Origin of the sequence: Streptomyces dangxiongensis, assembly GCF_003675325.1 — a bacterium.
Lineage (GTDB): Bacteria > Actinomycetota > Actinomycetes > Streptomycetales > Streptomycetaceae > Streptomyces > Streptomyces dangxiongensis.
Genome location: NZ_CP033073.1, coordinates 364017 through 389355, shown reverse-complemented (window position 1 = coordinate 389355; position 25339 = coordinate 364017). Strand labels below are relative to the sequence as shown.

Sequence of the window (25339 nt, the reverse complement as noted above, 5' to 3'; positions counted from 1 at the left end):
CCCGAAGCTCCGACCGACCCCCGGGGCTCCTACCGGGGTCCGCCCGGTTCAGCGCACCGGGAAGCCGAAGGCGTAGCCCTGCTCCGTCAGCCACGGCAGCAGGGTGTGCAGCGCGGCCACCGTCTGGGAGCGGTCGCCGCCCGCGTCGTGGAAGAGGATCGTGGGGCCGTTCGCCAGCTCGCCCTTGACGGTGGCCACGACGGCGTCCGTGCCCGGCCGCTCGAAGTCCTTGGAGTCGACGTTCCAGCCGAGCGGACGCATCCCGTGCGAGGCCGCCAGTTTCCGGCTGTACGGGGTGAAGGCGCCGCCCGGAGCCCGGTAGTACATCGGGCGCACCCCACCGGACGCCTTGGTGATCTGCCGCTCGGCGTCCACGATCTGCTGTGACTGGTAGGCCGGGGGCTTGGTGTCCATCGTGGTGTCGTGCGACACCGTGTGGTCGCACAGCCGGTGCCCGGCGGCCACCACCTGCCGGACGAGATCCGGGTGGGCCTCGGCCTGGGTGCCGACCATGCAGAACGTCGCCTTCACGCCGTTGTCGCGCAGCACCTGGAGCACCCGCGGGGTCCAGACCGGGTCCGGGCCGTCGTCGATGGTGATGTTGACGGCGTGCTCGCCGCGGTCCGAGGCATGGGCGATGACGGCGGACACGGGCGCCGCCTTGGGCGCGGCGGGCCGGGCCGAGGCACCCGGGCCGGCCGAGCCGCCACCGGTCTGGCCGGCCTGCGCGGTCCACACCGAGGTGGCGGCGGCCACCGCCGTCACCCCGAGCGCCGCCGCGACCATCCGGCCGTACCATCCCCGCCCGCCATGCCGCGCCATGTCCGTCCGCCCCCTGCCGTGTCGATGACTCCCGTCGCCACGCCGACGGGTTCCGTGCACCTGGCAGGACGGCCGCGGACGATCACGGGATCCCTCTGTTACGGATCACGGACAATTCCGGGGCGCTTTGGCGACAGTCGCTCATGGGGCGGGGCCGGAAATCGCCGGTCGGCTCGTCCGGGCTGTTGTGCACCGGCGTACCACCACTTCCAATGGGCCTGCCCGGTGGCGGTCCCGCCGCCGGAACAGCCGCGCGGCGGTGGGGGGTTGGGGAAACGGTGCGTCATTCCGGAACGGGCTCCGGTCATCCGGGGGCAGCGAAGAGGACACGGCGGAAACCCTTGTTCGGTGCGGCGGCGCTCCTGGGCGCCGTCGCACTCGTCGTGCCGGCGGCGCCCGCCCGCGCCGTACCGGCGGCGCCCGGAGTGGCCGCGGCGGGGGAGGGGACGGCGACACCGGCCCTGGTGGACGGGATCCGGGAACCGGCCCCGGCGGCCCGTACGGCGGCGGACGCCGCACGCGCGTACCTCGCCCGGCGCACGGACCGCTACCGGATCGCCGACCCGGCCCGGGACCTGAGGCCCGCCGGTACGCTCACCTCCGGCGGCCGGGAGACCGTGCGGCTCCAGCAGACGTACCACGGAGTGCCGGTCCTGGGCGGCCAGTACATCGTCCGCATGGAACGCGAGGACGGCCGGCGGACCGTCACCGGCACCTCCGGCCGGTACTTCACCGGACTGCACACCGGCACCACCGCCGGCATCGGCGACGACCTGGCCGTCGAGCGCGCCGTCGACGCCGTCCGGCAGGACCTCACCGCCCGCGCGTTCGGCGCCCGCACCGACGACGGGAACACACCGCTCACCGGCACCTCCCACGGCCTGGCCGTACTGCCCACCGGAACCGGCGTCCTCACCCGCCACATCACCGTCCGCGGCACGGACCCGGCGCACGGCGAACCGGTGCTGCGCGAGGTGTACATCGACGCCCGGGCCGGCTACCCGGTTCTGCGGTACAGCGCCGTACGCACCTTCGCCGCCCCGGGCACCAGGCCCGTCCGGGCCACCACGCCCGCCCCCGGCACCACGACCGCCCGGGGCGGCGCGGTCCGCCCCCCGGCCGGCGAACCCGCCCCCGGTACCACCGGCTCAGGCGTCCGGCTGGACGGCACCACCGTCCCGCTGGGCATCACCCACGACGACACCCGCGACACCTACGTACTGCGCGACGGCACCCGCATCCGGAGCACCCCCGGCAACGTCCTGGCCACCTGGGACGCGAGCGGCCGATGGGCGAGCGACCTGTCCGGCGCCTGGCCCGACGGCCTTGAGCAAGTCGCCTCACCCACACCGGAGTTCGGCGCCGAGGCCACCGCGTCGGGTGCGGTGGACGCCCACTGGGCGGCCGGACAGGTCTACGACTACTACCGCACCGCGTTCGGCCGCGACAGCCTGGACGGACACGGCATGACCGTCAACTCCCTCGTCGGCGCGACCGATTACGGACAGCCGTACGTCAACGCCTTCTGGGACGGCCGGAAGATGGTGTACGGCACCGGCGACGCCGAGTACCGGCCGCTGTCCGCCGCACTCGACGTGGTCGGCCACGAGATGACCCACGCGGTCATCGAGCACTCCGCCGACCTGGTCTACGCGGGCCAGTCCGGCGCCATGAACGAGGCCCTCGCCGACTACTTCGGCAACGCCATCGAGTCCGACGCCCGCCACCTGCCGATGGACGACCCGGACTCCGGGCTCCTCGGCGAGACCCTGTGCCGCACCAAGGACCCGCGTACCTGCGCGGTCCGCGACCTGAACGACGCTCGCACCACCGCCGGTTCCTTCCTCGGCGTCGGATTCGGCACCGACAACGGCGGGGTGCACCTGAACTCCACCATCTTCGGCGGCGCGCTCTGGGACATCCGCCAGGACCTCGGCCCCCGCCTCGCCGACGCGGTCGTGTACAAGGCGCTCACCGAGTACCTCACCCCGCTCGACGGCTTCACCCAGGGCCGCGACACGGTCCTCGCCGCCGCCCGGCAGCTACGCGTGGGCGGGAAGAACCTCGCCGCCGTCCGGCGCGCCTTCACCGCGCACGGCATCGTCCCGCACTGGGAGAAGGCCCTAGGCATCGACTCCGAGGTGCTGCTCTCCCGCGTCGAGACCTACGACACCCACCTCGGCGCGGGCGGCGGCTGGTGGGTCGCCTCGGACTCGGACGCGTCCGGCTCCCAGCCGTACTCGGTGTGGGCCGGCCGCACCGACGGCCGGAAGCGGCCCAGGCTGATCAGCCCCGATGACGGCCGCTACCACGTGAACCCGGCCACCGACGGCACCACGGTGGTGTGGCAGGCGCACGGGGCCGACGGCGTGGACATCCTGGCCCGGTCCCTCGCGGGCGGACCGGTGCGCACCCTGTGGCACGGCCGCAGCGTCGGCACCACGCTCGGCGTCGACGGCGACATCGTGACCTTCGCCTACAACAACTACGGAGGCAGGGCGGGCGTGGCCTACCTGAGCCTGAAGGACCCGTCCGACGTGGTCACCATCGGCGGCGGCACCTACCACCGGGCGACCTTCCCGTCGGTGAGCGGCGGCAGGATCGTCTACCAGGACCGGCAGCGCGTCAGCGCGGTGTACGAGGCCACCACCCGGCTGATCGACGTGGCCACCGGCGAACAGACGGTGGTCCAGCAGGCCGGTCCGGAGACCAGCCTCGGTCCGACGGCCCTCACCGGCGACCACGTCTACTGGCTCCTCGACGCGGTCGACCAGAACGGCGCCACCACCCTGCGCCGCGCCGGCCTCGACGGGTCGGACGTCACCGACCTCAGCCCGGAGACCGGCCCCCACGCCCTGAACATCGCCGACCTGACGGCCTCCGCGCGAGCGGTGACGGTGGTCGCCCGGACGCCCTCGTCCGGGACCGGCAACGCGGCACTGGCCAAGCTCTGGCAGTTCGCACCGCACCACGAGGGGCGGGGCACGCACCGCGCCCGGGTCTCCTGCAACCGGGGCGAGCAGCTCTCCGCCGCCGCGGCCGGCGGTACCCGGGTCGTCTGGCTGGACGCGACCACCGGCCACGGCGACGTGGTGACCCGGGCCCGCCCGCACGGCAGGTGCGCCTGACCGCACCCACGCCCGACCGCCCGACCACCGGACCGCCGGACACCCGACCCCGGCGTCCTCATCGCCGAGGTCCGCGATGTCGTCGGGGCGCACCTTCTGCCCGGGGAGTACTGAGCACGGACGGCACGACGGTGGGCGGGGGTGGGGGGGAACTCCAGGTCGACGGTGGTGGCAGCCCCCCGTCCGGCACGGTGACTGGCAGGCTGTTCCGGCCGGGCGGCCGTGCGCAGACTCGACCGCATGACGATTTCCACCGACGCCTCCCCGGGGCCAGCGGCGTCCGCCGCCCGATCCCGTACACCCGGCTCCGCGGCCGGCAGCGACTACGCCCGGCTGTCCCGACGTATCGCCGAGGCGGGCCTGTTCGAGCGGCGCCCCGGCTACTACACGGCACGGCTCGGTACGGTGATCGCGCTGCTGGCGGCCGGCTGGGCGGCCTTCCTCGCGCTCGGCGACCGCTGGTGGCAGCTAACCGTGGCCGCCTTCCTGGCCCTCGTGTTCGGACAGGTCGCCCTCGCGGCCCACGACCTGGCCCACCGCCAGGTCTTCCGGCGGCGCCGGCCGAGCGAGACCTGGGGCCGGCTCTTCGCGAACCTCGGGATCGGGATGAGCTACGGCTGGTGGATGAACAAGCACACCCGCCACCACGCCCACCCCAACCACGAGGAGCTCGACCCCGACGTCGCCCCTGACATCCTCGTGTGGTCCACCGGGCAGGCCCGCTCCAGCCGCGGCGTGGCCCGCCTCATCGGCGGACACCAGGCGCTGCTGTTCTTCCCGCTGCTCACCCTGGAGGGCCTCAACCTGCACGTCGCGAGCGTGCGGGCGCTGCGCTCGCCGGCCATGAAGAACCGCCTGCTGGAGGGGACGCTGCTCCTCCTGCACATCGCGGGCTACCTGACCGCGCTGTTCCTGGTGCTCAGCCCCGGCAAGGCGGTGGCGTTCCTCGCCGTGCACCAGGCCCTCTTCGGTGTCTACCTGGGCTGCACCTTCGCCCCCAACCACAAGGGCATGCCCACCTTCACCGGCGACGAACAGCCGGACTTCCTGCGCCGCCAGGTCCTCACCTCCCGCAACGTGCGCGGCGGCCGGCTCACCGACGTACTGCTCGGCGGGCTCAACCACCAGATAGAGCACCACCTGTTCCCGAGTATGCCCACGCCCCATCTGCGGCGGGCCCGGGTCCTCGTCCGCGCGTACTGCGCGGAGGCAGGGGTGCCGTACCACGAGACCGGGCTGATCCGGTCCTACCGCGAGGCCCTCACCCATCTGCACCGGGTGGGGGAACCGATCAGGCGGCGGCGCCGGGCGTCCTGACGCCCGGCGGGGGCGCTACGGCGGTGACCGCGGTGCCGGCCGGGCGGTCCGCCGCCGCCCCCGCGCCGCTCAGGAGCGGACCAGCGGCGTGTCGACCAGATGCTCGGCCAGGAACCACGCCTGGAGTTCGCCGGTCCGGACGACCTGCGAGACGAGCAGGTCGTTGGTGCCGTCGTCGCCCAGTTCGGCGGCGCGCGCCGCGGCGTCGTGCGCGTCCACGAGGATGGACTCGTGGGCCTCCAGGAGCCGGGACAGCATCGCCGGCACCTCCTCGACGCCGTCCGGCGGCCGGGGGATGGTCGTGATCTCGGCGACGTGCCGGGTGTCGCCCACGGCGACACCGCCCAGCGTCTGCACCCGCTCCGCCAGGGTGTCGACCAGTTCGAGCTGCTCCCCGGCATGCTTGTCCAGCACCAGGTGCAGTTGGTAGAAGGTCGCGCCGCGCATCAGCCAGTGGTGCTTCTTGTAGAGGCCGTAGAGGATCTGGGTGTCGGCCAGGACCCGGTTCAGGCGCTGGCAGGAGTACATCCGCGCCTCGTAGGACAGACCGAGCGGGAACTGCTTGACGGTCCCGAACTCCTGGATCACCTCGCCCTTCTGATGCAGCCACGGCTGGCTGCCGCTCGCGTGGTGGGTGTCGCTCGTCATGATGTGCTCCCTGCGGTGCGTGCTGTGCGTACGGCGACGACGCTAGGCACGGACACGTGGACGGCTTGCCCGTGCGCGCATGCCCCGATGCCCACCGGCGCATCGCTCGGGACGCCTCCCGCGCCGGAAGCCGCAGTCGGGCGGTGTCGGACGCGGCGGCCCCTCGGGCACGGCGGGCGCGACGCCCCACCCGCGACACGCGTCTCACGCGCCCCCCGACGGGCACGGACAGGACACGGCCGGAGCGTCCAGAGGCAAGCGCGACCGCGTCCCCTCCGTAGCGTTCCCGCCTGAACCGGCCGCACGACCCGCTCTCCGGCGCCGCCGCCCGTGACCCGCGTCCCCCCAGGGGCCCTTCACCGGTCGCGGCGGCCCGGTCCCCGGTCAGGAGCCGAACCCCATCCACCGACAGGGAGTCTCCCGTGTCCACCACCGACAAGCCGACCGTCGTCCTGGTCCACGGCGCCTTCGCCGACGGCTCGAGCTGGAGCGCCGTCGTCGAACGGCTCCAGCGGCACGGGCACCGCGTGCTGGTACCGGCCCTGCCGCTGCGCGGCCTGGCGAGCGACGCCGCCTACATCCGCGGCGTCCTCGACGGCGTCGAGGGGCCGATCGTCCTCGTCGGCCACTCCTACGGCGGGGCGGTCATCAGCCACGCCGCCACCGGTGCGCCGCGCGTCAAGGCACTGGTGTACATCGCGGCGTTCGTCCCCGACATCGGGGAGAGCACGCTCGGTCTCACCGGCAAGTTCCCCGGCAGCACCCTCGCCGAGGCCACCACCGCGCAGTCCTACCCGCTGCCCGGAGGCGGCCAGGGCGAGGAACTCGTCATCCGCCAGGACGTGTTCCGGCAGCAGTTCGCCGACGGCGTCCCCGAAACCACCGCACAGGTGATGGCGGTGGGGCAGCGCCCGATCGCCGTGGCCGCCCTCCAGGAGGAGGCCACGGCGGCGGCGTGGCGGGACATCCCGAGCTGGTACCTGGTCGCCACCGAGGACCGCAACATCCCGCCGGCCGCCGAGCGGTGGATGGCCAGCCGCGCGGACGCCCACACCGTCACCGTCCGCGCGCCGCACGCCGTCTCCGTGAGCGACCCCGGCCCCGTCACGGACCTCGTCCTGCGCGCCGTGCACGAGGTCCGCTCCGGGCACTGAGCACCCGGGACACGGGCGACGGCCCACCGGCCGACCGCGCCCCCGCCCCGGCCACCCCACGGCGCCCGGGGCCTGCCGGCCGTCACGGCATCCCGGCGGGGAGGCGGGCGGACCAGCGAGGCGCGCGGGGCGCGGCATGGGGACGCGGCCGGCCGGTGCACGGGGACGCGGTGCGTGGTCCGGGCAGCGTTTCGTGGATCTAGCGGATTCACGCGATGCGGTCGTCCGGCGTCCCTTGGCACGGTGTGCGGACAGCACACACACCGAAGGGCGGACATCATGTCGCCGCACTCACTGGCACCGGCACCGGCACCGGGGGACCGTCTCCCGGGCACGCTCTACGCCACGGACGCCATACCCCTCCACCTCAGACGGACCTACTGGCGCGAGGCCCTGTCCCGCACGTTCGCCGAACTCGACATCACCGTCCCCGACGACCGGTGCGCGGGAACCCTGCGCACCTCCCGGCTGGGCCACGTCCGCGTCGCCACGGTGGACAGCGGCCCCCTGCGGGTACGGCGGACCCCGGCGCCGACCGCACCGGCCTCGGACGAGCACCTCGTCGTCAAGCTCCTGGTACGCGGCACCGCGAGTGTCGAGCAGGACGGGCGCGCGGCCGAACTGCGCCCCGGGGACATCGTCATCTGCGACATGGCACGCCCCCTGCGGGCGGACTTCGCCACCCCCTTCCAGACCAAGTCCCTGGTGTTCCCGCGCCGGCTGCCGGACCTGGGCGAAGCCGGACTGCGCCGGCTCACCGCGCGGCCCGTCCACCCCGGGACACCGCTCGGCACCCTGCTGCTCCCGCTGCTCACCACGCTCGTGGACACGGCGGAGACCTACCCCCGGGCCCTGGGGGACGCCCAGGCCCGCCACGTCCTCGACCTGCTCGGGGTGCTGGCCGCGGACCGGCTCGGCCAGGAACCCTCCGGCACGCCCGACGCCGCCCGGGTGCTGCTGCCCCGCATCCGGATCTTCATCGACGACCAGCTCGCCGACCCGGACCTGGCCCCGGACGTCATCGCCCGGGCCCACCACATCTCCGTCCGCTATCTGCACCGGCTGTTCCAGGCCGAGGACGTCACCGTCAGCCGCTGGATCCAGCGCCGCCGGCTCCAGCGGTGCCGGCGCGAACTGGCCCGCCGCGAGGCCGCCGGCCACACCATCGCGGCCGTGGCCCACCGCTGGGGCTTCACCAGCGCTGCCCACTTCAGCCGCGTCTTCCGCGCCGCCTACGGGATGTCCCCCGCCGAGTGGCGCGACGCGGCGGCACACACGCCCCGGACGGCCCCGGGTGCCCTGCCGCAGGCGCCGACCCCGCCGTACCGGCACATCCTTCCGCCCCCGGGCCCGCGCCCCGTCCTCACCGGGGAGACGGACCGCACGGCGGCCTGAGCCACCCGGCGGCGCCCGCACCGCACCGCCCGCCACCGGCCGCACCCCGCCCCCGCCGGGTTTCCGCGGCGCTGCCCACCGGCCACACCGCGCCCCACGATCACGGCCCGCCCCCGGTCGACCCGGGCACCGTAGAGCTGCCCGCCGTACTCCCTCACCGCGGACGCAGGCCGGTCCCGTCCCCGTAGGGCAGCCCGCCGTATCCCCTCGCCGCGCAGGCCGGCCGTCCAGCCGCCGGCTCGGGCCCGCGTGGAACTGCCCGCCACACCCTCACCGCGCGCGCAGGCCGACCCCGTCCCCGTAGAGCTGCCCGCCGTACACCCTCGCCGTGCACGCCGGCCGTCCCCGACCCGTCTCTCCCGGGCCCCGCGGACCGCCCCGCCGTACCCCCTCACCCCCGCGCACCCCCTCCGGACGTGCGCAAACCCGTCGTTCCTTGTCATAGTGTCCCCGGCGCGTCGTCCGGCGAGGCCGGGGCCGTGCTCCGGTGGCGGGAGCCGGCGCGGTGGAGCGGGGTCACCGCTCGTGGGGCGCCCCGGCTTCGGCCGGCGGGCGCGGAACGCGGAGGGGCGGAAGTGGCGGCGGCAGACGGATCGCTGTCCCGGGACGGGTTGCGCGGCCGGGAGGCCGAGCAGGAGAGGGTGCGGTCCCTGATCGCGGCGGTGGCCCGGACCGGAAGCGGCGCGCTGGCCCTGATCGAGGGCGAGGCGGGCATCGGGAAGACCGCGCTGCTCGCCGAGACCGTCACCCTGGCCCGCGCCGCCGGATTCGCCGCCGGCGTCGGAAAGGCCGACGAACTCCACCACATCGCGCCCCTGTCGTCGCTGGCGGCGAGCCTGCTCCACGGTGACCGGCCGCTGCTGCCCGGCGACGCCTTCGCCGACCTCGCCGGCAGCCACGACCAGCGGATCTGGCTCGTGGAACGCCTCGCGGAGGCCATCGAGTCCAAAGCCCGCGGCGGCCCGGTGCTGATCGCCCTGGACGACATCCAGTGGGCCGACCCGCTGAGCCGCTTCGCCCTGAGACACCTGCCGGCCCGCCTGCGGACCTCGCCCGTCCTGTGGGTGCTGACCAGGCGCCAGGGGCCCGGCGGGCCGGCGGAGGAGATCGCCACGGCCGCGCACGAGGCACTCACCACGGTCACGGTCGCCCTGGGCCCGCTGTCCGGCACGGCCATCGGGCAGCTCGCCGGAGACGTCCTGGGCGCGGCCGTCGACGACCGGCTGCGGCAGCTACTCGAAGGCGCCGGCGGCAACCCGTTCCTCGCCGTCGAGATGCTCGCCGGCCTGCGCGCCGCCGGCCCGTCGGGCGAGCCCGTGCCCGAGGGCCTCGTCGTGGGCGTGCGCGGCAGACTCGCCTCCCTGCGGCCCGGCACGCTGCGCTTCCTCCAGATGGGGTCGGTGCTGGGCCGTGGCTTCACCTTCCAGGCCGCCGCCGCCCTGTGCGGCCGGCCGCCCGCCGCGTTGCTGGAGGCGCTCCAGGAGGCGGTGCGCGCCGGGCTCCTGGACGACGAGGGCGACCAACTGGTGTTCCGGCACGACCTGCTGCGCCAGGCGGTCTACGTCGACATCCCGCCGTCGGCCCGCAAGGCGCTGCACCGGGAGGCGGCCGGACATCTCGTCGCCGCCGGCCACCAGCCGATCGACGCCGTCTCGCACATCCTCAGAAGCGCCCTGCCCGGCGACGAGGAAGCGGCCGCGCTGTTGCGCCGGGCCGCCGACGACGTCCTGCCCGTCACCCCGGGGCTGGCGGCCGACCTGATGACGCGGGCGCTGGACCTGGTGCCGCCGCCACGTCCGTCGGGCTTCGTGACGGGGGAGCGGGCGATCGTCTGTCTGACCCGCGCGGGCCGGGACCGGGAGGCGCTGGCCGCCGCCGACCGGCTGCTGGCCTGCCGGCCGCCCCTCGACGCCTTCGGCCGGGTCCAGGCGGCCCTCGGCGGAGCCCTGTGGAGCCTGGACCTCGCCGACGAGCTGCGCCGCCGTACCGAGGCCGCACTGGCCGTCGGCGGGGCCGCCCCCGAGGTCGCGGCACGGCTGGCGGCGCTGCGGGCGCTGGCCCTGTCCCGGGGGGAGGACCTGGCCGCGGCGCGCACGGCCGGGGAGGACGCCCTGCGTGACGCCATCTCGACCCAGGACCGGGAGGCCCATGTGCTGGCCCTGTCCGCGCTCGGCGAGATCGCGCAGAACGCCGGGGAGAGCGCCCTCGCGCTGCAGCGGTTCGCCGCGCTGAGCGCCGTCGACGGTGCCTACCTGCCCGAGGAGATCGTCGCGCACCTGCACCTGGACGACTTCGCCTGCGGTGAACGGCTGTTGCTGCGGGCGGCGGACGACGCGGGCTCGCCCCGGCAGGCGATGCTCCAGTGGGCCCAGGCCCAGTACCACCTGGGGCTGGGCCGGCTCGACGACGCGGAGACCGCCTTCGTGACGATGGAACGCCTGGAGGACGACGTACAGGCCCTCGTCCAGCAGGTCAACGCGCGCGTGGTCCGCTCCCGGATCGCCCTGCTGCGCGGCGACCGGGACACCGCTCGCCACCACCTGGCCGCCGCGCGGGAGAGGCGGGCGAGGAAACCGAACCCCGGCAACACCGCCGTGGTCCACTTCCTCGAGGCGGTGCACGCCGACGCCGACGGGGACGTCGCACGGGCCGTCGAGGCGATCCGGCGGGTGCAGCGGACGGGCCCGTTCATGCGCTGGCGGCTGCTGCGCGACTGGGCCGCCGCGGCGGTACGCATGGCGCTGCGCGGCGCGGAACACGCGCTCGCCGAGGACCTGGCCGCGCAGGCGCAGGCGCACGCCGCGCGGAACCCGGCGGTGCCCACCGCCACCGGTGTCGCGGCGCACGCCATGGGCCTGGTCCGCGACGACCTCGGCCTGCTGGAACACGCGGTGACGCTGCTCCGGGCGAGCCCCCGCCCGCTCGTCCGGGCCGCCGCGTGCGCCGACCTCGGGCCGGCCCTGCTGGCGGCGGGCCGCAAGGCCGAGGCCGTGACCGTCCTGACCGAGGCCCACGGCCTGTACGCCGGGTCGGGCGCCCAGGCCCCGGCAGCGGCCGTGCTGCGGGTGCTGGAACGCGCGGGGGCCGGCAGCCGCCGGGCGCAGGCCGCCCCGCACCCCGTGCACGGCTGGGAGGCGCTCACCGCCTCGGAGAAGAAGGTCGCGCGTCTCATCGCGGAGGGCCACACCAACAGGTCGGCCGCCGAGACACTCGTGGTCTCCCCGCACACGGTCAACACCCATCTGACGTCCGTCTTCCGCAAGCTGGAGGTCAACTCCCGGGTGCAGCTAGCCAACACGGTGGCGGCCCTGCGCGAGAACTGACGGCCGGGGTTGGTACGTTCGCGCGAGGCGCGGCGCGGCCGACGGTGCTTGGCTGGCCCATCGAATCCAGCCGGAGGCCACCGCCATGCACGGACCCACCGCCCTACCGCCGACCGTCGTGCTCGTGCACGGGGCGTTCGCCGACGCCTCCTGCTGGAGCGCGGTCATCGGTCACCTGCGGGCCGCCGGCCTGGCCGTGGTCGCCCCCGCGAACCCGCTGCGCGGGCTGGCGCACGACGCCGCCTGCCTCCAGGCCCTCCTGGACCGGGCGGCCGGCCCGGTCGTCCTCGTCGGCCACGGCTACGGCGGCGCGGTGATCACCCAGGCCGCCGCGTGCGACGGCGTGCTGGCGCTGTGCTACGTCGCGGCGTTCGGGCTCGACGCCGGGGAGTGCGTCCAGGACGTCCTGTGCCGCTTCGCCCCCACGCCGATGGCGGACGCCACCGTCACCGCCGTGGACCGGGGCGGACTGCGCATCCGGGCGGAGCGGTTCGCGCAGGTGTACGCCGCCGACCTCCCGCCCCGCACCGCACACCTGCTGGCCACCGCCCAACGGCCCATCAAGGCGGAGGCGTTGACCGAACGGTCCGGGCGGCCGGGGTGGGCCTGGACCCCGTCCTGGTACGCCGTCGCCACCGCCGACAGGATGCTCAACCCCTCCGCCCAGCGGTTCATGGCCCAGCGTATGACGGCGACCGAACACGTGCTGGACGCCTCGCACGCCGTCGTGCTGTCCCGGCCGGAGGCCGTGGCGGCGATGATCCGGGAGGCCGTCGTCCAGGGCATGGCCCGCGACGACGGCCACGGCCCCGCCCCGGCCGCGTGAGCCGCCCGTGGCCTACCATGATCCGGTCGCCGGGGCGGGCCGGCGTACGCCGCAGGAACCTCCCGCGACCGACATACCGTGCCCGCACCTGTACCCCGGGAAACGAACCACCATGATCTCACCGACCGGTCCGCTGATCCGGCGCATGTCGCGGCTGTTGGGCGCCGCCGTGCTCGTCCTGGCCGCCGGCGGATGCGCCGGCGGGACCGCGGACCGGTCCGCCACCGTCACCTCGATCACCGCGCTCGACTACTACACCGACGCCACCGAACACGCCCAGTGGAGCCGGCGGCTCGCTGACTGCGGCAGGACGGCGGGCGTCACCGTGAGGCACAGCAGCGTCCCGGTGCCCGCGGTGGTCCCCACGGTCCTCCGGCAGGGGGCGGCACGAACCCTGCCCGACCTGCTGATGCTCGACAACCCCGACGTGCAGCAGATCGCCGCGACCGGCGCGCTGACGCCGCTGGACCGGTACGGCATCGACTCCAGCGGCTTCTTCCCGGGCATCTCGGCGGCCGGCAGCTACCGGGGCACGGTGTACGGACTGGCGCCCACCGTCAACACGACCGCCCTCTTCTACAACAAGGACATGCTCCGCGAGGCCCGTGTCGCCGTACCGAGGACCTGGGACGAGCTGAAGGCGGCGGCGGCCAGGCTGACCCGCCCCGGCCGGTACGGCATGGCGGTCTCCGCCAATGCCACCGCGGAGGGTAGCTGGCAGTTGCTGCCGTTCCTGTGGTCCAACGGCGCCGACGAGCGGCGGCTGGACTCCCCGCAGGCCGCGCAGGCGCTCCGGCTCTGGGTCGACCTCCTCCGGAGCGGATCCATGTCGAGATCGGTGCTCAACTGGACGCAGGCCGACGTCCACGACCAGTTCGTCGCCGGCCGGGCCGCCATGATGGTCAACGGCCCCTGGCGGATCGCCGCCATGAACCGGACGGAGAAACTGCACTGGGGAGTCGCCCCCCTCCCGGTCCGCACGGCGGGGCAGACCCTGGCGACACCGCTCGGCGGAGAGATGTGGACGGTGCCGCGCAGCGGTTCCCCGGCCCGGCAGGAGAAGGCCGCCCGGGTGCTCGCCTGTCTGACCGACGATGCGCACATGCTCGCCCTGGCCCGGCAGAACTTCACCGTGCCCGCCCGGACCCGGGTGGCCGACCGGTACGCCGCGCAGGTGCCGTCGATGGCCGCGTTCGTGCGGAGCGCCCGGACCGCCCGCTCCCGTACCGGCCGGCTCGGCGCCCGGTGGCCCCGGGCGGCGACCGGGATGTACACCGCGATCCAGTCCGCGCTGACCGGCGAGGAGACACCACGGCAGGCGCTCCGGCAGGGGCAGCGCATCGCCACCGCGCGCTGAGGGCACCGGGAGGCCCGGTAGGGCGGGTCAGGGGCGGATCCAGCCGGCGTCCGCGGCGGAGAGCCGGTGGGTCGTGACGGACGTGGCCGCCAGCAGCGCCAGCCCCAGCCCCAGGGTCAGGACCAGGTGGCCGTGGCGCAGCAGCAGGGCCCCGGCCAGGGCCCCGGTGAACATGGCGAGGACGGACAGGATCCGGCGGCCGGGCCGGGGGGCCTCACCGCCGGCCGGCGTGGAGTCCGCGGCCAGTCCGGTCAGCGTCAGGGTCAGCACGGTGGTGGTCAGGTCCGGGACGCCCAGCCGCCGGGCCACGGCGTTCTGCAGGCCCATCGCCAGTCCCAGGAACACGATGAGCGTGTACTGGACGCCGGTCGTGACCCGGCCGTCCGCATACGCGGCGACGGCCACGGCCACCGCCACCAGCACCGTCTGGGCCCCGGTGGCCGCCCGCAGCAGATGCCCGCGGTGCGTCGCGAACCGGGTGCCGAGTCCGCCTCCGGTGAGCGCACCGAGCAGGAAGGAGGCGATGGCGGTGAGGGAGGCGAGCGCCGACAGGTTCGCCGCACCGCCGAGGGCGAAGCCCAGGAAGACGACGTTGCCGGTCATGTTGGCCACGAAGACGTGGTCGAGTGCCAGGTAGCTGACGGCGTCGACCAGGCCGGTGACCAGCGTCAGGGTGAGCAGCAGCGGGGGCAGCGGCCCCTGCCGGTCCCCGGCGGGCGGTACTAGCGTACGCGCGGCGTCAGTCAGCAGCTTGCGCATGCGGGACTCCTCGGGAGGGGGCCGGGGCGCGGTGCAGGACCGCCCGGGTGAGCAGGCCGCTGGTCGGGCCGATCACCAGCGCCGGGAGGACGATCCACACCGGCCAGGGAGTGAGCCCGGACGCGTGGTCGAGGGACCAGCGGCCGGGCCCGGTGAGGGCGAGCGCGGCGCAGGCGGCGACGAGGACGAGCGGGTACTCGTAGCCGTCGTTCTGCACCCACAGGCCGTGGACGCGTTTGACGGTGCCGGCGACCGTCATCACACCCATGGCGGCCATCGCCGCCAGGGGCGTGAGCAGCCCGGCGGTCAGGAACAGACCGGCCCCGATCTGACTGGCCCCCGCGACGACGGCGGTGAGCCGGCCGCCACGGAATCCGTCGTGGCGGAACTCCTCGGTGCCGCCCGCCAGACCATGGCCCCCGAGGTGGAAACTCACTTTCTGTACCCCGTGCCCGGCGATGAGCAGCCCCACCACCAGCCGGAGCACCAGCAGTCCCGTGTTCATCTTCTCCTGCCTGTTCCTGACGTGTCCGGTGGTGCGGGTCAGCCGGCCGCGTGGGCGCCGGTGAGGGCCTGGGCGTAGACGATGCCGAGGCCGTAGGCGCCGCCGTGCTCCTTCACGACGTCCGTCACGGCGGTGTAGGTCTCCGTGCGGGCCCAGTCGCGCTGGAGTTCCAGCAGCACCTGTACCCAGGTGACGGGGACGGCGCCGGCCTGGATCATGCGCTGCACGGCGTGCTCGTGGGCCTGGGGGCTGACGCCGCCGGAGGCGTCGGTGACGACGTACACCTCATAGCCCTGGGCGAGCGCGGACAGGGTGGGCAGCACCACGCAGACCTCGGTCCACAGACCGGCGATGACGAGCTTGGGCCGGCCGGTGGCCCTGACGGCCTCGACGAAGGCGGCGTCCTCCCAGGCGTTCATGCTGGTGCGGTCGATGATCTTCTGGTCGGGGAAGACGTCCGCGAGCTGGGGCAGGATCGGGCCGGAGAAGGACTCGGCGGCCACGGTGCTCAGCACGACCGGGACGTCGAAGGCCCGGGCGGCCCTGGCCAGGCCGAGGGTGGCGTTGATGATGGCGGTGCGGTCACCGCTGCCGGTGCCGAAGAACATCTGCGGCTGGTGGTCCACGAACAGCACGGCGCAGTTGTCCGGCGTGAGCAGGTCGGGGCTGGGAGCGGGCGTGACATCGGCGATGTCGACCATGAGGGTGGGCCTTTCTGGGCAGGGAGCGGCGCGGACCGCTGTCCGTGCCGCGGGAGGGCGCCGTCCGGTGGACGGTGCCGGCGGGTGGGAACCCGGAAGGGACGGCTCGGGGGCCCGGCCCCTTCCGGGGGTTCAGAGGACGAAGCAGGGATCGGAGGAGATGTCCGGGGCGTCCGCGACCAGGCCGCGCGTGACGCGCCACGCCCGGTGTTCCTCGGACGCGGTGACGGCCTCGCCCAGCAGTTGGGCCTGGCGGGCGCCGGCGGCGCCGGGCCGGGAGGCCTGGTAACCGCCGTAGTGGGCGACCGGGCTCCAGCCGGGGCTGACGGGCGGCAGCTCCTCGTCCAGCCCCTCGTACTCGGCGGTGGCGTACACGATCCGGCCACCGGTGATGGTGAGGAGCGACTCGATGTGCGGGATGTCCGGCTCGGGCACGGTGAAGTAGTCCTCGGACAGCACCGCGAGGTCGGCGTAACAGCCCGGACGCAGCACGCCCTTGACCTCCTCCTCGCCGGTCAGCGCGGCCCCGGCGCGGGTGAACATCTCCAGCGCGGTCGTGCGGTCGACCCGGTTCGCCGGCGGGCGCAGCGGCAGGCCGGCGACGTTGCGCCCGCTGACCAGCCAGTGCAGGGCGACCCAGGGGTTGTAGGTGGAGACCCGGGTGGCGTCCGTGCCGGCGGCCACCGTCAGCCCGCGCTCCAGCATGGCCCGGACCGGCGGGGCGTCGGCCGCGGCCCCGGGGCCGTAGCGGCGCAGGAACGCCTCGCCCTGGAAGGACAGCCTGTTCTGCACGGACACCGCCCCGCCCAGGGCGGCGATCCGGTCCAGGCTCGCCGGGGACACGGTCTCCGCGTGGTCGAACAGCCACCGGTTGCCGCCCGGGAAGAGTCCCTCGGCGGCGAGCTTCTCGAAGACGGCGAGATCGCGGCGGATCGTCTCGTCGTACGTGGCGTGCAGCCGGAAACCCCACCCGTGCTCCAGGAGAAGGCGCACCGCCTTCTCGAACTCCGTCTCGTAGCCGGAGGCGAGTTCCGGGCGCGGCTGGGCGAAGTTCTCGAAGTCGGCCGCCGCCCAGGTCAGGTTCTCCCCGGCGCCGTTCAGCCGCAGCCACGCGTCACCGTCCCCGGGGCGGGCCGACTCGGTCCAGCGGGTCAGGTCGGCCAGTTCCTGCCCGGCCGTCTGCGGGAAGAGGTGGTAGGCGATCCGCAGCGACAACTGACCGGCCTCGGCCAGTTCGACCACGGTGGCGTAGTTCTCGGGGAAGCTCTGGAAACCGCCGGCCGCGTCGATGGCCGACGTCAGTCCGAACCGGTTCAGTTCCCGCAGGAAGTGCCGGGTGGAGGTCTTGCGGTCCGCGTCCGCGAGCACGGGCGCCTTCGCCAGGGTCGAGTACAGCACCAGGGCGCTCGGCGCGGCCAGCAGCATGCCGGTGGGCTCGCCGTCCCGGCCGCGCACGATCTGGCCGCCCCGGGGATCGGGCGTGTCCCTGCCGTACCCGGCGGCCTTGAGCGCCGCCCGGTTCAGTACGGCCGACTGGTACAGGTGCAGGACGAACACGGGGGTGTCCGGAGCCGCCGCGTTCAGCTCTGCCACGGTCGGCAGCCGGCGCTCGGCGAACTGCTCGGCCGACCAGCCGCCCACCACCCGCACCCACTGCCCCTTGGGTGTGCGCGCCGCCTGTTCCCGCAGCATCCGCAGACCCTCGCGCAACGTCGGAACGCCGTCCCAGCGCAGCTCAAGGACGTAGTTCAGACCGCCGCGGATCACGTGCAGATGAGCGTCGTTGAGCCCCGGGACCACCCGCCGGCCGAGCGCGTCGACCACCCGCGTGGCCGCGCCGACGTGCGGGGCGACGTCGTGGTCGTCCCCGACGACCGTGATGACACCGTCCCGCACGGCGATCGCCCCGGCCCGCGGCCGGCCACGGTCGCCGGTGTGGACCTTCGCGTTGCGGACGACCAGGTCCGCGGCATCGTCGGTGGCCTGCGGGACCAGCCCGACCGGCATCGTCGGCACCCTGGAACCCCCCTTCTCAAGCGACATGTGCGCGTCGCAGCACGTCATGGCACGGACCGGCCGACGCGTCGTGTTCCCGCACATCGGCGCGGTCGCGTCTGCCCCGCCCTCACGCTAGGCACCTCCGGCGCGGCGGCCTTCCTGTGCGTGCACCCCGACTGGTCCGCCCGTGCACGACGCCCGGTCGGCCCTGGTGACCACGACGACGAGGGCCGCGCACAGCAGCCCGGCGACGAGCGCGGGTGCCGGTGCGAAGGCGGCGGCCGGCACCGCGACGGCGACGGCGGGGAACGCGAACCGCTCGGTGCCGCGGCGCCGGTGAGGGCGTACGTGCACGGCCCACACCGTGATCAGGAACACCGCCACCGGCACGGTGACCGCGGCACGCGCGGCCAGGGGCACCGCGTCACCGTGGCGCTGCGTCAGCACGGCGTAAGCGGCCAGGCCGGCGCCCTCGGCCGCGGCCGAGGCGAAGACCGGGAAGTGGCCGTACGCCCAGACGAACCTCCTGCGCGCCGCTCGGTGCGTCGTGGCGAGGATCGTGTGCGCGGGCCGCGCGAAGTACAGCCACCACATGGCGAAGACCATGAGCAGACCCCCGACCGCCAGCAGGTACAGCGCGCCGGAGTCGCGGTGCCGGCCGGCCGCGTCACGGACCGCGGCGGCGGCGGCGGCCACGGACTCGCCGAGCACGATGAGGACGAACGACTCGTAGCGCTCGGCGATGTGACGGGGATGCCACGGGGTCATCCCCGCAGACTGCGCCCACACGGGGACCGTCAGCTCGCCGGCGATCATCACCAGGATCGCCGGCAACCGCACCTGCGCCGGGACGAACAGCAACGCCGTCCACCCCAGTTGGCAGAGTGTCACCCCGGCGGCGAAGCGCAGCGCGGTCCGGCGCCGGGCCGGATCCGACCGCGCGGCCCGCAGCCACAGGGCGGCCAGGGTCGTCCGCAGGACCGCGTACCCCAGGGTGATGACGCGCAGGTCACCGTCCTCGAAGGCCCGGGCGACCCCGGCGGCCAGCACGAGTGACCCGGTGATCTGCGCGAGCACCGTCAGCCGGTACGGCACGTCGTCCGGGTCGTAGGCGGAGGCGAACCAGGTCAGGTTCATCCACGCCCACCAGACCGTGAAGAAGACCAGCGCGAAACGCAGGGCGCCGGAGGCGGCGTGTCCGCCGGCCACCGCGGCGCTCAGGCCCCGGGAGGCCTCCGCCACGGCGATGACGAAGCACAGGCCGAAGAGGAGCTCCAGAGACGTGGCGGTCCGGTGCGGCTCACCGGGGTCCCGCCCCCGCATGGCCCCTCCGGGACGCGACCACCCCGCCGCACCGCCCGGTGAACGCCCCGTGCGGCGGCGGCTCATGACACCGAGGACGATCCCGCCGGCCCGTGCGCCCACTTCCGTTCCTCTCCTCGTGCCCGTCGGCCCGGGCAGCCGTTGCGAGCGTGGAGGGGACCGGGCGGACGGCTGCGCCCGCCGGCGCACGAACAGTTGCCCCCGCGCGCACACCGTCCGGCGGACGGCCCGTGCGCGCGCCCCGCCCGCCGGGCGCCCCGGACGGGGCCTCGTCGCCGAGCTGGAGCCGACGCCGCCCCGGCGGTCGGCCTCACCCGGAGCGGCTGGCGGTGCTCAGGGCGCGGTTCGGGGGCGCAGGACGCGTCGCTGACCCCGGCGGACCTCCAGCCGCTGTGCGGCACGCCGCCAAGCACGCCGCGCACCCTCGCGACCCCGCGCGAGCCGTCCAGGAGACGCGTCCGCCCGCACCGCACCGACCGGCGGGCGGGAGCCGAGGTGCGGCACGATGGCACCATGGTGCGCGTCGCGCTGTTCCACTCGGTTCTCGTTCTGCGCCCGGTCGAGCTGCTCGCCGCCGAGCGACTGCGTCGCGCCGGTCACGAGGTCGTCACGCCCGACCTCTTCGGGGGCGAGACCGCGGCCCCCCTGGACCAGGGCTTCCGGCTGCTCGACCGGGTCGGCTGGGCGGCGGTGGCCCGTCGCGCCCGGCAGGCCCTCAGCGGCATGCCGGACGACACGGTGCTCGCCGGTGTCCCGACGGGCGCGGGCGTGGTCGCCGAGGTCTGGCCCCAACGCCCGGCCGCCGCCGGCGTCCTTCTCCCGCACGCCACCGCCGGCCTTCCCGGGTCCGCCCGGCCGGGACTCCGGGTGCAGCCGCACGCCGCAAACCGGACGACTTCGCACCGCCCGAGCGCGTCGCCGCGCTGCACCGGACGGCCCGGAAGAGGGGCGTCGACCTGGAGGTCTTCCGCTACCCGGGCGTCGGCCACTTCCACACCGAGCCCGCACTTCCCGACCACGACCCCGCCACGACCGAGCTGACGTGGCGCCGGGTACTGGACTTCCTCGACCTGAGGCCCACGCTCTAGCGGTCACCGGCCGCACGGACCGGCACGAACCGGTACGGACGGTCACCGTACGATAGCTGGCCGCGACGATTCCCTGCTTGTCCGTGCCCAGTGGGCGCGGTGCGCCGAGTATCACCCCCCGGGGGTCTGCATGAAGATGTGGAATCCTGCATACTCTTCCTATGTCCAAGGTCCTCACTTCCCTTCCGGTCGGCGAGCGCGTCGGCATTGCCTTCTCCGGCGGCCTCGACACGTCGGTCGCCGTCGCATGGATGCGCGACAAGGGCGCCATCCCGTGCACCTACACCGCCGACATCGGCCAGTACGACGAGCCCGACATCGCCTCGGTGCCCGGCCGTGCGACCAGCTACGGCGCCGAGGTGGCGCGTCTGGTCGACTGCCGGGCGGCCCTCGTCGAGGAGGGACTGGCCGCTCTGGCCTGCGGCGCGTTCCACATCCGCTCGGGCGGGCGCGTCTACTTCAACACCACGCCCCTCGGCCGCGCCGTCACCGGCACCCTGCTGGTGCGGGCCATGCTCGAGGACGACGTGCAGATCTGGGGTGACGGCTCCACCTTCAAGGGCAACGACATCGAGCGGTTCTACCGCTACGGGCTGCTCGCCAACCCGCACCTGCGGATCTACAAGCCCTGGCTGGACTCCGGCTTCGTGACCGAGCTGGGGGGCCGCAAGGAGATGTCCGAGTGGCTGCTCGCGCACGGGCTGCCCTACCGCGACAGCACGGAGAAGGCGTACTCCACCGACGCCAACATCTGGGGCGCCACCCACGAGGCCAAGACCCTGGAGCACCTGGACACCGGCATCGAGACCGTCGAGCCGATCATGGGCGTCCGGCACTGGGACCCCGAGGTCGACATCGCCCCCGAGGACGTGACCATCGGCTTCGACCAGGGCCGCCCGGTGACCGTCAACGGCAAGGAGTTCGCCTCCCCGGTCGAACTGGTCATGGAGGTGAACGCCATCGGGGGCCGCCACGGCCTCGGCATGTCGGACCAGATCGAGAACCGGATCATCGAGGCCAAGAGCCGGGGCATCTACGAGGCCCCCGGCATGGCCCTGCTGCACATCGCCTACGAGCGCCTGGTCAACGCGATCCACAACGAGGACACCGTCGCCCAGTACCACAACGAGGGCCGCCGCCTCGGCCGGCTGCTCTACGAGGGCCGCTGGCTGGACCCGCAGGCGCTGATGGTCCGTGAGTCGCTGCAACGCTGGGTCGGCGCCGCCGTCACCGGCGAGGTGACCCTGCGGCTACGGCGCGGCGAGGACTACTCGCTCCTCGACACGACCGGCCCCGCGTTCAGCTACCACCCGGACAAGCTGTCCATGGAGCGCACCGAGGACTCCGCGTTCGGCCCCTCCGACCGCATCGGCCAGCTCACCATGCGCAACCTCGACATCGCCGACTCCCGCGCGCGCCTGGAGCAGTACGCGGGACTCGGCCTGATCGGCACCGGGCATCCCGCCATCGGCGCCGCCCAGGCGGCCGCGACCGGGCTGATCGGCAGCATGCCGGAGGGCGGCGCCGAGGTCATCGCCTCCCGCGGCGAGGCCGCCGCCGGTGACGAGATGCTGGACCGCGCCGCGATGGAGTCCGGCGCGGACTGACCGGTCACCGGTTGCGCGCCCCCGTGCAGCGGGCCCCGGCGGTGTCACACCGCCGGGGCCCGCCGCCGTCCGCCCGGGCCGGACCGGGAGCCCCGGCCGGCCCGGGCCGCCACGCACCGTCCGGCCCCCTCCCACCGGCAACGCCGCCCGGTACGCGGGTCCTTCACCCCGCTCTCACGACGCGCACACGCCGTGCACGCGCCGCTCGTGCGGGCCGTCCCACCGGCGACGATCCCGCGCCACCGTGGCGCAAAATAGTCAGGTCCATGATCGGTGGACTGTGATAGACATGGAGGCCACAGGGCGGGGCTCACTCAGACACACGACACACAGGCGGTACGCCGCCACCGCACGTCAGTGCACACAGTCCCCGGGACCGGGCCGCATACCGCGACGACCCCCACGTCACCGTCCTCCCGGCCCGGCCGGGACCGGACGAGCCGCGAACCCGGGCACCACGCCAGCCCCGTCCACCACTCAAGGGAGCGCCGTGCCAGCACACCAGACGCCCACTGCCGCACCACGGGTACGTGAGGTCATGGCTGCTGGCACCAGACGCCGCCAGGCGCCACCCCGGAGGCCGTGACCCGCAGGCCGCCACGCCGGCACCCCGCCGGCCGGCACGCGCCTCGTCACGCAACCGGACGCCCCTCACGCAGTACCTCGTCGTGGATCCCCTTGGGTGGTGTGCACATGCAGAACAATTCCGGTCCCAGCAGCGTGTCCCTGCACCGCTTCGGACCGTCGGACCAGGCGGGGGACCAGGCTCGCGGAGCCGGCCTCGTCTGCTTCCCGCACGCCGGGGGAGGGGCGACGGCCTACGCCTCCTGGCGGCGCGTACTACCCGACCGGATCGACCTCTACGCCCATGTCCCGCCCGGGCGGGAGGCGCGCGGACGCGAGGCCCTGCTGCACTCCGTGCCCGACCTCGTGGCAGACGTCATGCCGGCCGTCCTCGCGCTTCCGCAGCCGCTGATCCTGGTCGGGCACAGCTTCGGGGCATGCCTGGCCTACGCGGTGGCGCAGCAACTGACCCGACTGGGGCGCCCGCCGGCCCACCTCGCCGTGCTCGCGGCCGGAGCACCCGGACCGGCGACACCCCGGGCGCCCGGGGACGACCACGAGATCGAGCTGCTCTGGAAACGTCTCGGCGCGAACCCCGCGGGACTCGACCGCCCCGCGTTCCGGGAACGGTTCTTCCCCGTGCTGCGCGCGGACCTCACCGCGCACGCCTCCTTCCGCCCGCCGCTCGACGGACCGCGCCTGACGACACCCGTCACCGCGCTGTACGGGGACGAGGACCTCGACGTGACGGCCGACGTGGCGGCCACCTGGCGCCCGCTGTGCGCCGGCCCCTTCCGGCTGGAGGCGGTGCCGGGCGGGCACTTCTTCCCGCAGAACTCGACGCCCGCGACCATCGGCGCGCTCGCCCGCGCGCTCGATGTCTAGTTCGGTCGTCCGGGGAATGGCCCGGTTTATCCGTCCAGGCCGCCGCGGAATGCAGAGAAGTCCCCCTTGAGTGTTCGATTGACGACGGATAAGCTGCCGAGGTCGAGGATTCACGGTATTCGCACAGGGGGAACATGTGGCGATAGCACCCGACAAACCGGGGACCCTGCACCAGTTTTTCGAGGAAAGCGTCCGAAAAGCTCCCGATAGTATCGCCCTGGAGTACGAGGGCGAATGCATCAGCTACGGCGAACTGAACCGCAGAGCCAACAAGCTGGCGCACTACCTACGCGACACCGCCGGAGTCGTCCCGGACGACCGGGTGGCCATTCTCGTACGGCATCCGCCGAGCGTGGTCATCGGCATGCTCGCCGCGCTCAAGGCCGGCGGTGCCTATGTCGCCCTCGATCCGGACAACCCGCCGGCCGTGACGCACCGCATCATCGAGAACACGTCGCCCCGGGCACTGCTCGTCGAGTCGTCCGCCGCGGCGGGCGCCGCGTTCTTCAGCGGCGCGCTCTTCGTGACCGACGTCATGAGCGCCACCCTCGACACGCCGGACACCGACCCGGCACCACTGTCGACGCCCACGGATCTCGCCTATGTGATCCACACCTCGGGCACGACCGGGACACCGAAGGCGACAGCGGTCGAGCACCACTCGATCGTCAAGACGCTGACCTGGCGCAACGCCTACTACGGGTTCGGTCCGGACGACACGACGCTCGCCATGCCCCGGCCCTCGTTCGACAGTTCGGTGGCCGACACCTTCTGCGCCCTCACCTCCGGAGCGCGCCTCCTCCTGCCCGCCCGGGACCGCATCACGGACCGGCGCTATCTCATCGGCCTGATGGAGCGGCGGGAGGTCTCGCACTTCCTCATCACCCCGGCGCTCTACAGCCGGCTCCTCGCCGGCATGAGCGCACAATCGACCAAAGCGCTGCGAAGTATCACGATCGCCGGGGAATGGTTCACCTCCAGCCTCGTCCGTGAGCATTTCTCCCGGCTTCCCGACGTGAAACTCCTCAATGAGTACGGCCCCTCCGAGAATTCCGTGTGCTCCACGGTCCACTCGCTCGACGCCTCGGATCCGCACGTGCTCATCGGAAAGCCCATCGACCACACCGAAGTTTTCGTGGTGGATGAGGAGGGAGAGCCGGTGGAACCCGGCGGCACGGGCGAGCTGTATCTTGCCGGAGCCCGCCTGGCCCGGGGCTACCTGGGTGATCCGGAATTGACCGAGGGAAGCTTCTTCGTGCCCTCGTCCCCACGTTTCGGCGGAAATCGGGTCTACCGGACCGGTGACATCGTCCGGGTGCACGAGGACGGCAATCTCCAATTCGTGGAGCGCCGGGACCAACAGGTGAAGATCCGGGGCCGGCGCGTCGAGCTGGGTGACGTGGCCGAGGCCCTGACGAAGGACGACTCGGTCGACCACGTCGTGCTGCTGCGCCGCGACATCACCTCGGCGACGCCCCGCCTGGTCGCCTTCGTCGTCGGCCCCACGGCGAGCGACGTCGAACGGCTGCGCGCCACGGCGCAGGAGAGCCTGCCGGACTACATGGTCCCGTCGGCGATCATCCCGGTCGACGCCGTGCCCGTCACCGCGCACGGCAAGGTGGACGAAGCGGCCCTCGCCGCGCTGTACTCCGACGCGACCTCACCGGCGGGCCCGGCGCCCGAGCCGGCGTCACCCGTCGAATCCGCGCTCCTCACGATCTGGCAGAAGATCTTCGCGCCCCTCGGAGTGGGCCTGGACGACGACTTCTTCGAACTCGGCGGCGATTCCCTCAGCGTGATGGACCTCGTCGCCGACGTGGAGGAGAGCCTGGGGGTCCAACTGGACAACTCGGATCCCTACACGGGCAGAACCATTCGAAGCCTGGCTCTCGTCATCGAGAACCGGCAGAACAGCGAGGTGGGTAAACCTTGAGTGGAC

The 25339-nt window shown here is 74.0% G+C and carries 18 protein-coding genes; 11 read left to right on the top strand and 7 right to left on the bottom strand.

The genetic code is table 11. The features are described 5' to 3' along the window. Positions 1 to 48 precede the first annotated feature (48 nt). Positions 49 to 822, bottom strand: coding sequence for a polysaccharide deacetylase family protein (locus tag D9753_RS02100; protein ID WP_205614031.1), 774 nt, complete (start codon positions 820 to 822; stop codon positions 49 to 51). 341 nt (positions 823 to 1163) lie between these two features. Here D9753_RS02100 and D9753_RS02095 point away from each other — a divergent pair, with 341 nt between their 5' ends. Both D9753_RS02095 and D9753_RS02090 read left to right on the top strand, forming a co-directional pair. After that, complete coding sequence (locus D9753_RS02095; RefSeq protein ID WP_240468003.1) at positions 1164 to 3950, top strand: M4 family metallopeptidase; 2787 nt, start codon at positions 1164 to 1166, stop codon at positions 3948 to 3950. 240 nt (positions 3951 to 4190) lie between these two features. Then, complete coding sequence (locus D9753_RS02090; RefSeq protein WP_121790845.1) at positions 4191 to 5267, top strand: fatty acid desaturase family protein; 1077 nt, start codon at positions 4191 to 4193, stop codon at positions 5265 to 5267. Between the two features lie 69 nt (positions 5268 to 5336). On the opposite strand, the gene D9753_RS02085 is transcribed toward D9753_RS02090, so the two are convergent. Further along, positions 5337 to 5915, bottom strand: a complete 579-nt coding sequence (locus D9753_RS02085) for a Dps family protein (protein ID WP_121785451.1) — start codon at positions 5913 to 5915, stop codon at positions 5337 to 5339. Between the two features lie 422 nt (positions 5916 to 6337). On the opposite strand from D9753_RS02085, the gene D9753_RS02080 reads away from it, so the two are divergent. The 5 genes from D9753_RS02080 (at position 6338) to D9753_RS02060 (ending at position 13970) form a co-directional block, all read left to right on the top strand. Beyond that, complete coding sequence (locus tag D9753_RS02080; protein WP_240468002.1) at positions 6338 to 7069, top strand: alpha/beta fold hydrolase; 732 nt, start codon at positions 6338 to 6340, stop codon at positions 7067 to 7069. Between the two features lie 279 nt (positions 7070 to 7348). Next, complete coding sequence (locus D9753_RS02075; protein WP_121785449.1) at positions 7349 to 8464, top strand: AraC-like ligand-binding domain-containing protein; 1116 nt, start codon at positions 7349 to 7351, stop codon at positions 8462 to 8464. 575 nt (positions 8465 to 9039) lie between these two features. Further along, complete coding sequence (locus D9753_RS02070) at positions 9040 to 11787, top strand: helix-turn-helix transcriptional regulator (protein WP_121785448.1); 2748 nt, start codon at positions 9040 to 9042, stop codon at positions 11785 to 11787. A gap of 85 nt (positions 11788 to 11872) precedes the next feature. Further along, positions 11873 to 12613: an alpha/beta fold hydrolase gene (locus tag D9753_RS02065; protein ID WP_205614030.1), complete on the top strand. Its 741-nt coding sequence runs from the start codon at positions 11873 to 11875 to the stop codon at positions 12611 to 12613. Positions 12614 to 12725: 112 nt separating this feature from the next. Further along, positions 12726 to 13970, top strand: a complete 1245-nt coding sequence (locus D9753_RS02060; RefSeq protein WP_240468001.1) for an extracellular solute-binding protein — start codon at positions 12726 to 12728, stop codon at positions 13968 to 13970. Between the two features lie 27 nt (positions 13971 to 13997). Here D9753_RS02060 and D9753_RS02055 read toward each other — a convergent pair whose 3' ends face one another. The 5 genes from D9753_RS02055 to D9753_RS02035 form a co-directional block, all read right to left on the bottom strand. Further along, entirely contained in the window at positions 13998 to 14729 is a 732-nt protein-coding gene (locus D9753_RS02055) for a YoaK family protein (RefSeq protein WP_121785447.1), read from the bottom strand. Next, on the bottom strand, positions 14710 to 15234 hold the full coding sequence (locus D9753_RS02050) for a DoxX family protein (RefSeq protein ID WP_121790842.1): 525 nt from the start codon (positions 15232 to 15234) through the stop codon (positions 14710 to 14712). Before D9753_RS02050 ends, D9753_RS02055 begins: the two co-directional genes overlap by 20 nt. 38 nt (positions 15235 to 15272) lie before the next feature. Then, positions 15273 to 15935, bottom strand: coding sequence for a hydrolase (locus D9753_RS02045; protein ID WP_121785446.1), 663 nt, complete (start codon positions 15933 to 15935; stop codon positions 15273 to 15275). Positions 15936 to 16067: 132 nt separating this feature from the next. Further along, on the bottom strand, positions 16068 to 17942 hold the full coding sequence (locus D9753_RS02040) for an amidohydrolase (RefSeq protein ID WP_205614029.1): 1875 nt from the start codon (positions 17940 to 17942) through the stop codon (positions 16068 to 16070). 123 nt (positions 17943 to 18065) lie between these two features. Beyond that, positions 18066 to 19256: a low temperature requirement protein A gene (locus tag D9753_RS02035; protein WP_121785445.1), complete on the bottom strand. Its 1191-nt coding sequence runs from the start codon at positions 19254 to 19256 to the stop codon at positions 18066 to 18068. A 92-nt stretch (positions 19257 to 19348) separates the two neighbouring features. On the opposite strand from D9753_RS02035, the gene D9753_RS02030 reads away from it, so the two are divergent. From D9753_RS02030 to D9753_RS02015, 4 genes are all read left to right on the top strand, one after another. Then, the gene (locus D9753_RS02030) at positions 19349 to 20344 is read left to right on the top strand and encodes a dienelactone hydrolase family protein (RefSeq protein ID WP_338057956.1); all 996 of its coding nucleotides are present in this window, start codon (positions 19349 to 19351) and stop codon (positions 20342 to 20344) included. Positions 20345 to 20505: 161 nt separating this feature from the next. Further along, positions 20506 to 21951: an argininosuccinate synthase gene (gene argG / locus D9753_RS02025; protein ID WP_121785444.1), complete on the top strand. Its 1446-nt coding sequence runs from the start codon at positions 20506 to 20508 to the stop codon at positions 21949 to 21951. Between the two features lie 693 nt (positions 21952 to 22644). Beyond that, positions 22645 to 23400: a thioesterase II family protein gene (locus tag D9753_RS02020; protein WP_163010592.1), complete on the top strand. Its 756-nt coding sequence runs from the start codon at positions 22645 to 22647 to the stop codon at positions 23398 to 23400. Positions 23401 to 23536: 136 nt separating this feature from the next. Further along, complete coding sequence (locus D9753_RS02015; protein WP_121785442.1) at positions 23537 to 25333, top strand: non-ribosomal peptide synthetase; 1797 nt, start codon at positions 23537 to 23539, stop codon at positions 25331 to 25333. Positions 25334 to 25339: the final 6 nt, after the last annotated feature.

Bases quoted from the DNA above. Each gene is read 5' to 3' on its own strand.
- D9753_RS02060 (WP_240468001.1), top strand. From the start codon at position 12,726: ATGATCTCACCGACCGGTCCGCTGATCCGGCGCATGTCGCGGCTGTTG.
- D9753_RS02075 (WP_121785449.1), top strand. From the start codon at position 7,349: ATGTCGCCGCACTCACTGGCACCGGCACCGGCACCGGGGGACCGTCTC.
- D9753_RS02085 (WP_121785451.1), bottom strand. From the start codon at position 5,915: ATGACGAGCGACACCCACCACGCGAGCGGCAGCCAGCCGTGGCTGCAT.
- D9753_RS02040 (WP_205614029.1), bottom strand. From the start codon at position 17,942: ATGCCGGTCGGGCTGGTCCCGCAGGCCACCGACGATGCCGCGGACCTG.
- argG (WP_121785444.1), top strand. From the start codon at position 20,506: ATGTCCAAGGTCCTCACTTCCCTTCCGGTCGGCGAGCGCGTCGGCATT.
- D9753_RS02055 (WP_121785447.1), bottom strand. From the start codon at position 14,729: ATGCGCAAGCTGCTGACTGACGCCGCGCGTACGCTAGTACCGCCCGCC.
- D9753_RS02045 (WP_121785446.1), bottom strand. From the start codon at position 15,935: ATGGTCGACATCGCCGATGTCACGCCCGCTCCCAGCCCCGACCTGCTC.
- D9753_RS02100 (WP_205614031.1), bottom strand. From the start codon at position 822: ATGGCGCGGCATGGCGGGCGGGGATGGTACGGCCGGATGGTCGCGGCG.
- D9753_RS02090 (WP_121790845.1), top strand. From the start codon at position 4,191: ATGACGATTTCCACCGACGCCTCCCCGGGGCCAGCGGCGTCCGCCGCC.
- D9753_RS02020 (WP_163010592.1), top strand. From the start codon at position 22,645: ATGCAGAACAATTCCGGTCCCAGCAGCGTGTCCCTGCACCGCTTCGGA.
- D9753_RS02035 (WP_121785445.1), bottom strand. From the start codon at position 19,256: ATGCGGGGGCGGGACCCCGGTGAGCCGCACCGGACCGCCACGTCTCTG.
- D9753_RS02050 (WP_121790842.1), bottom strand. From the start codon at position 15,234: ATGAACACGGGACTGCTGGTGCTCCGGCTGGTGGTGGGGCTGCTCATC.
- D9753_RS02065 (WP_205614030.1), top strand. From the start codon at position 11,873: ATGCACGGACCCACCGCCCTACCGCCGACCGTCGTGCTCGTGCACGGG.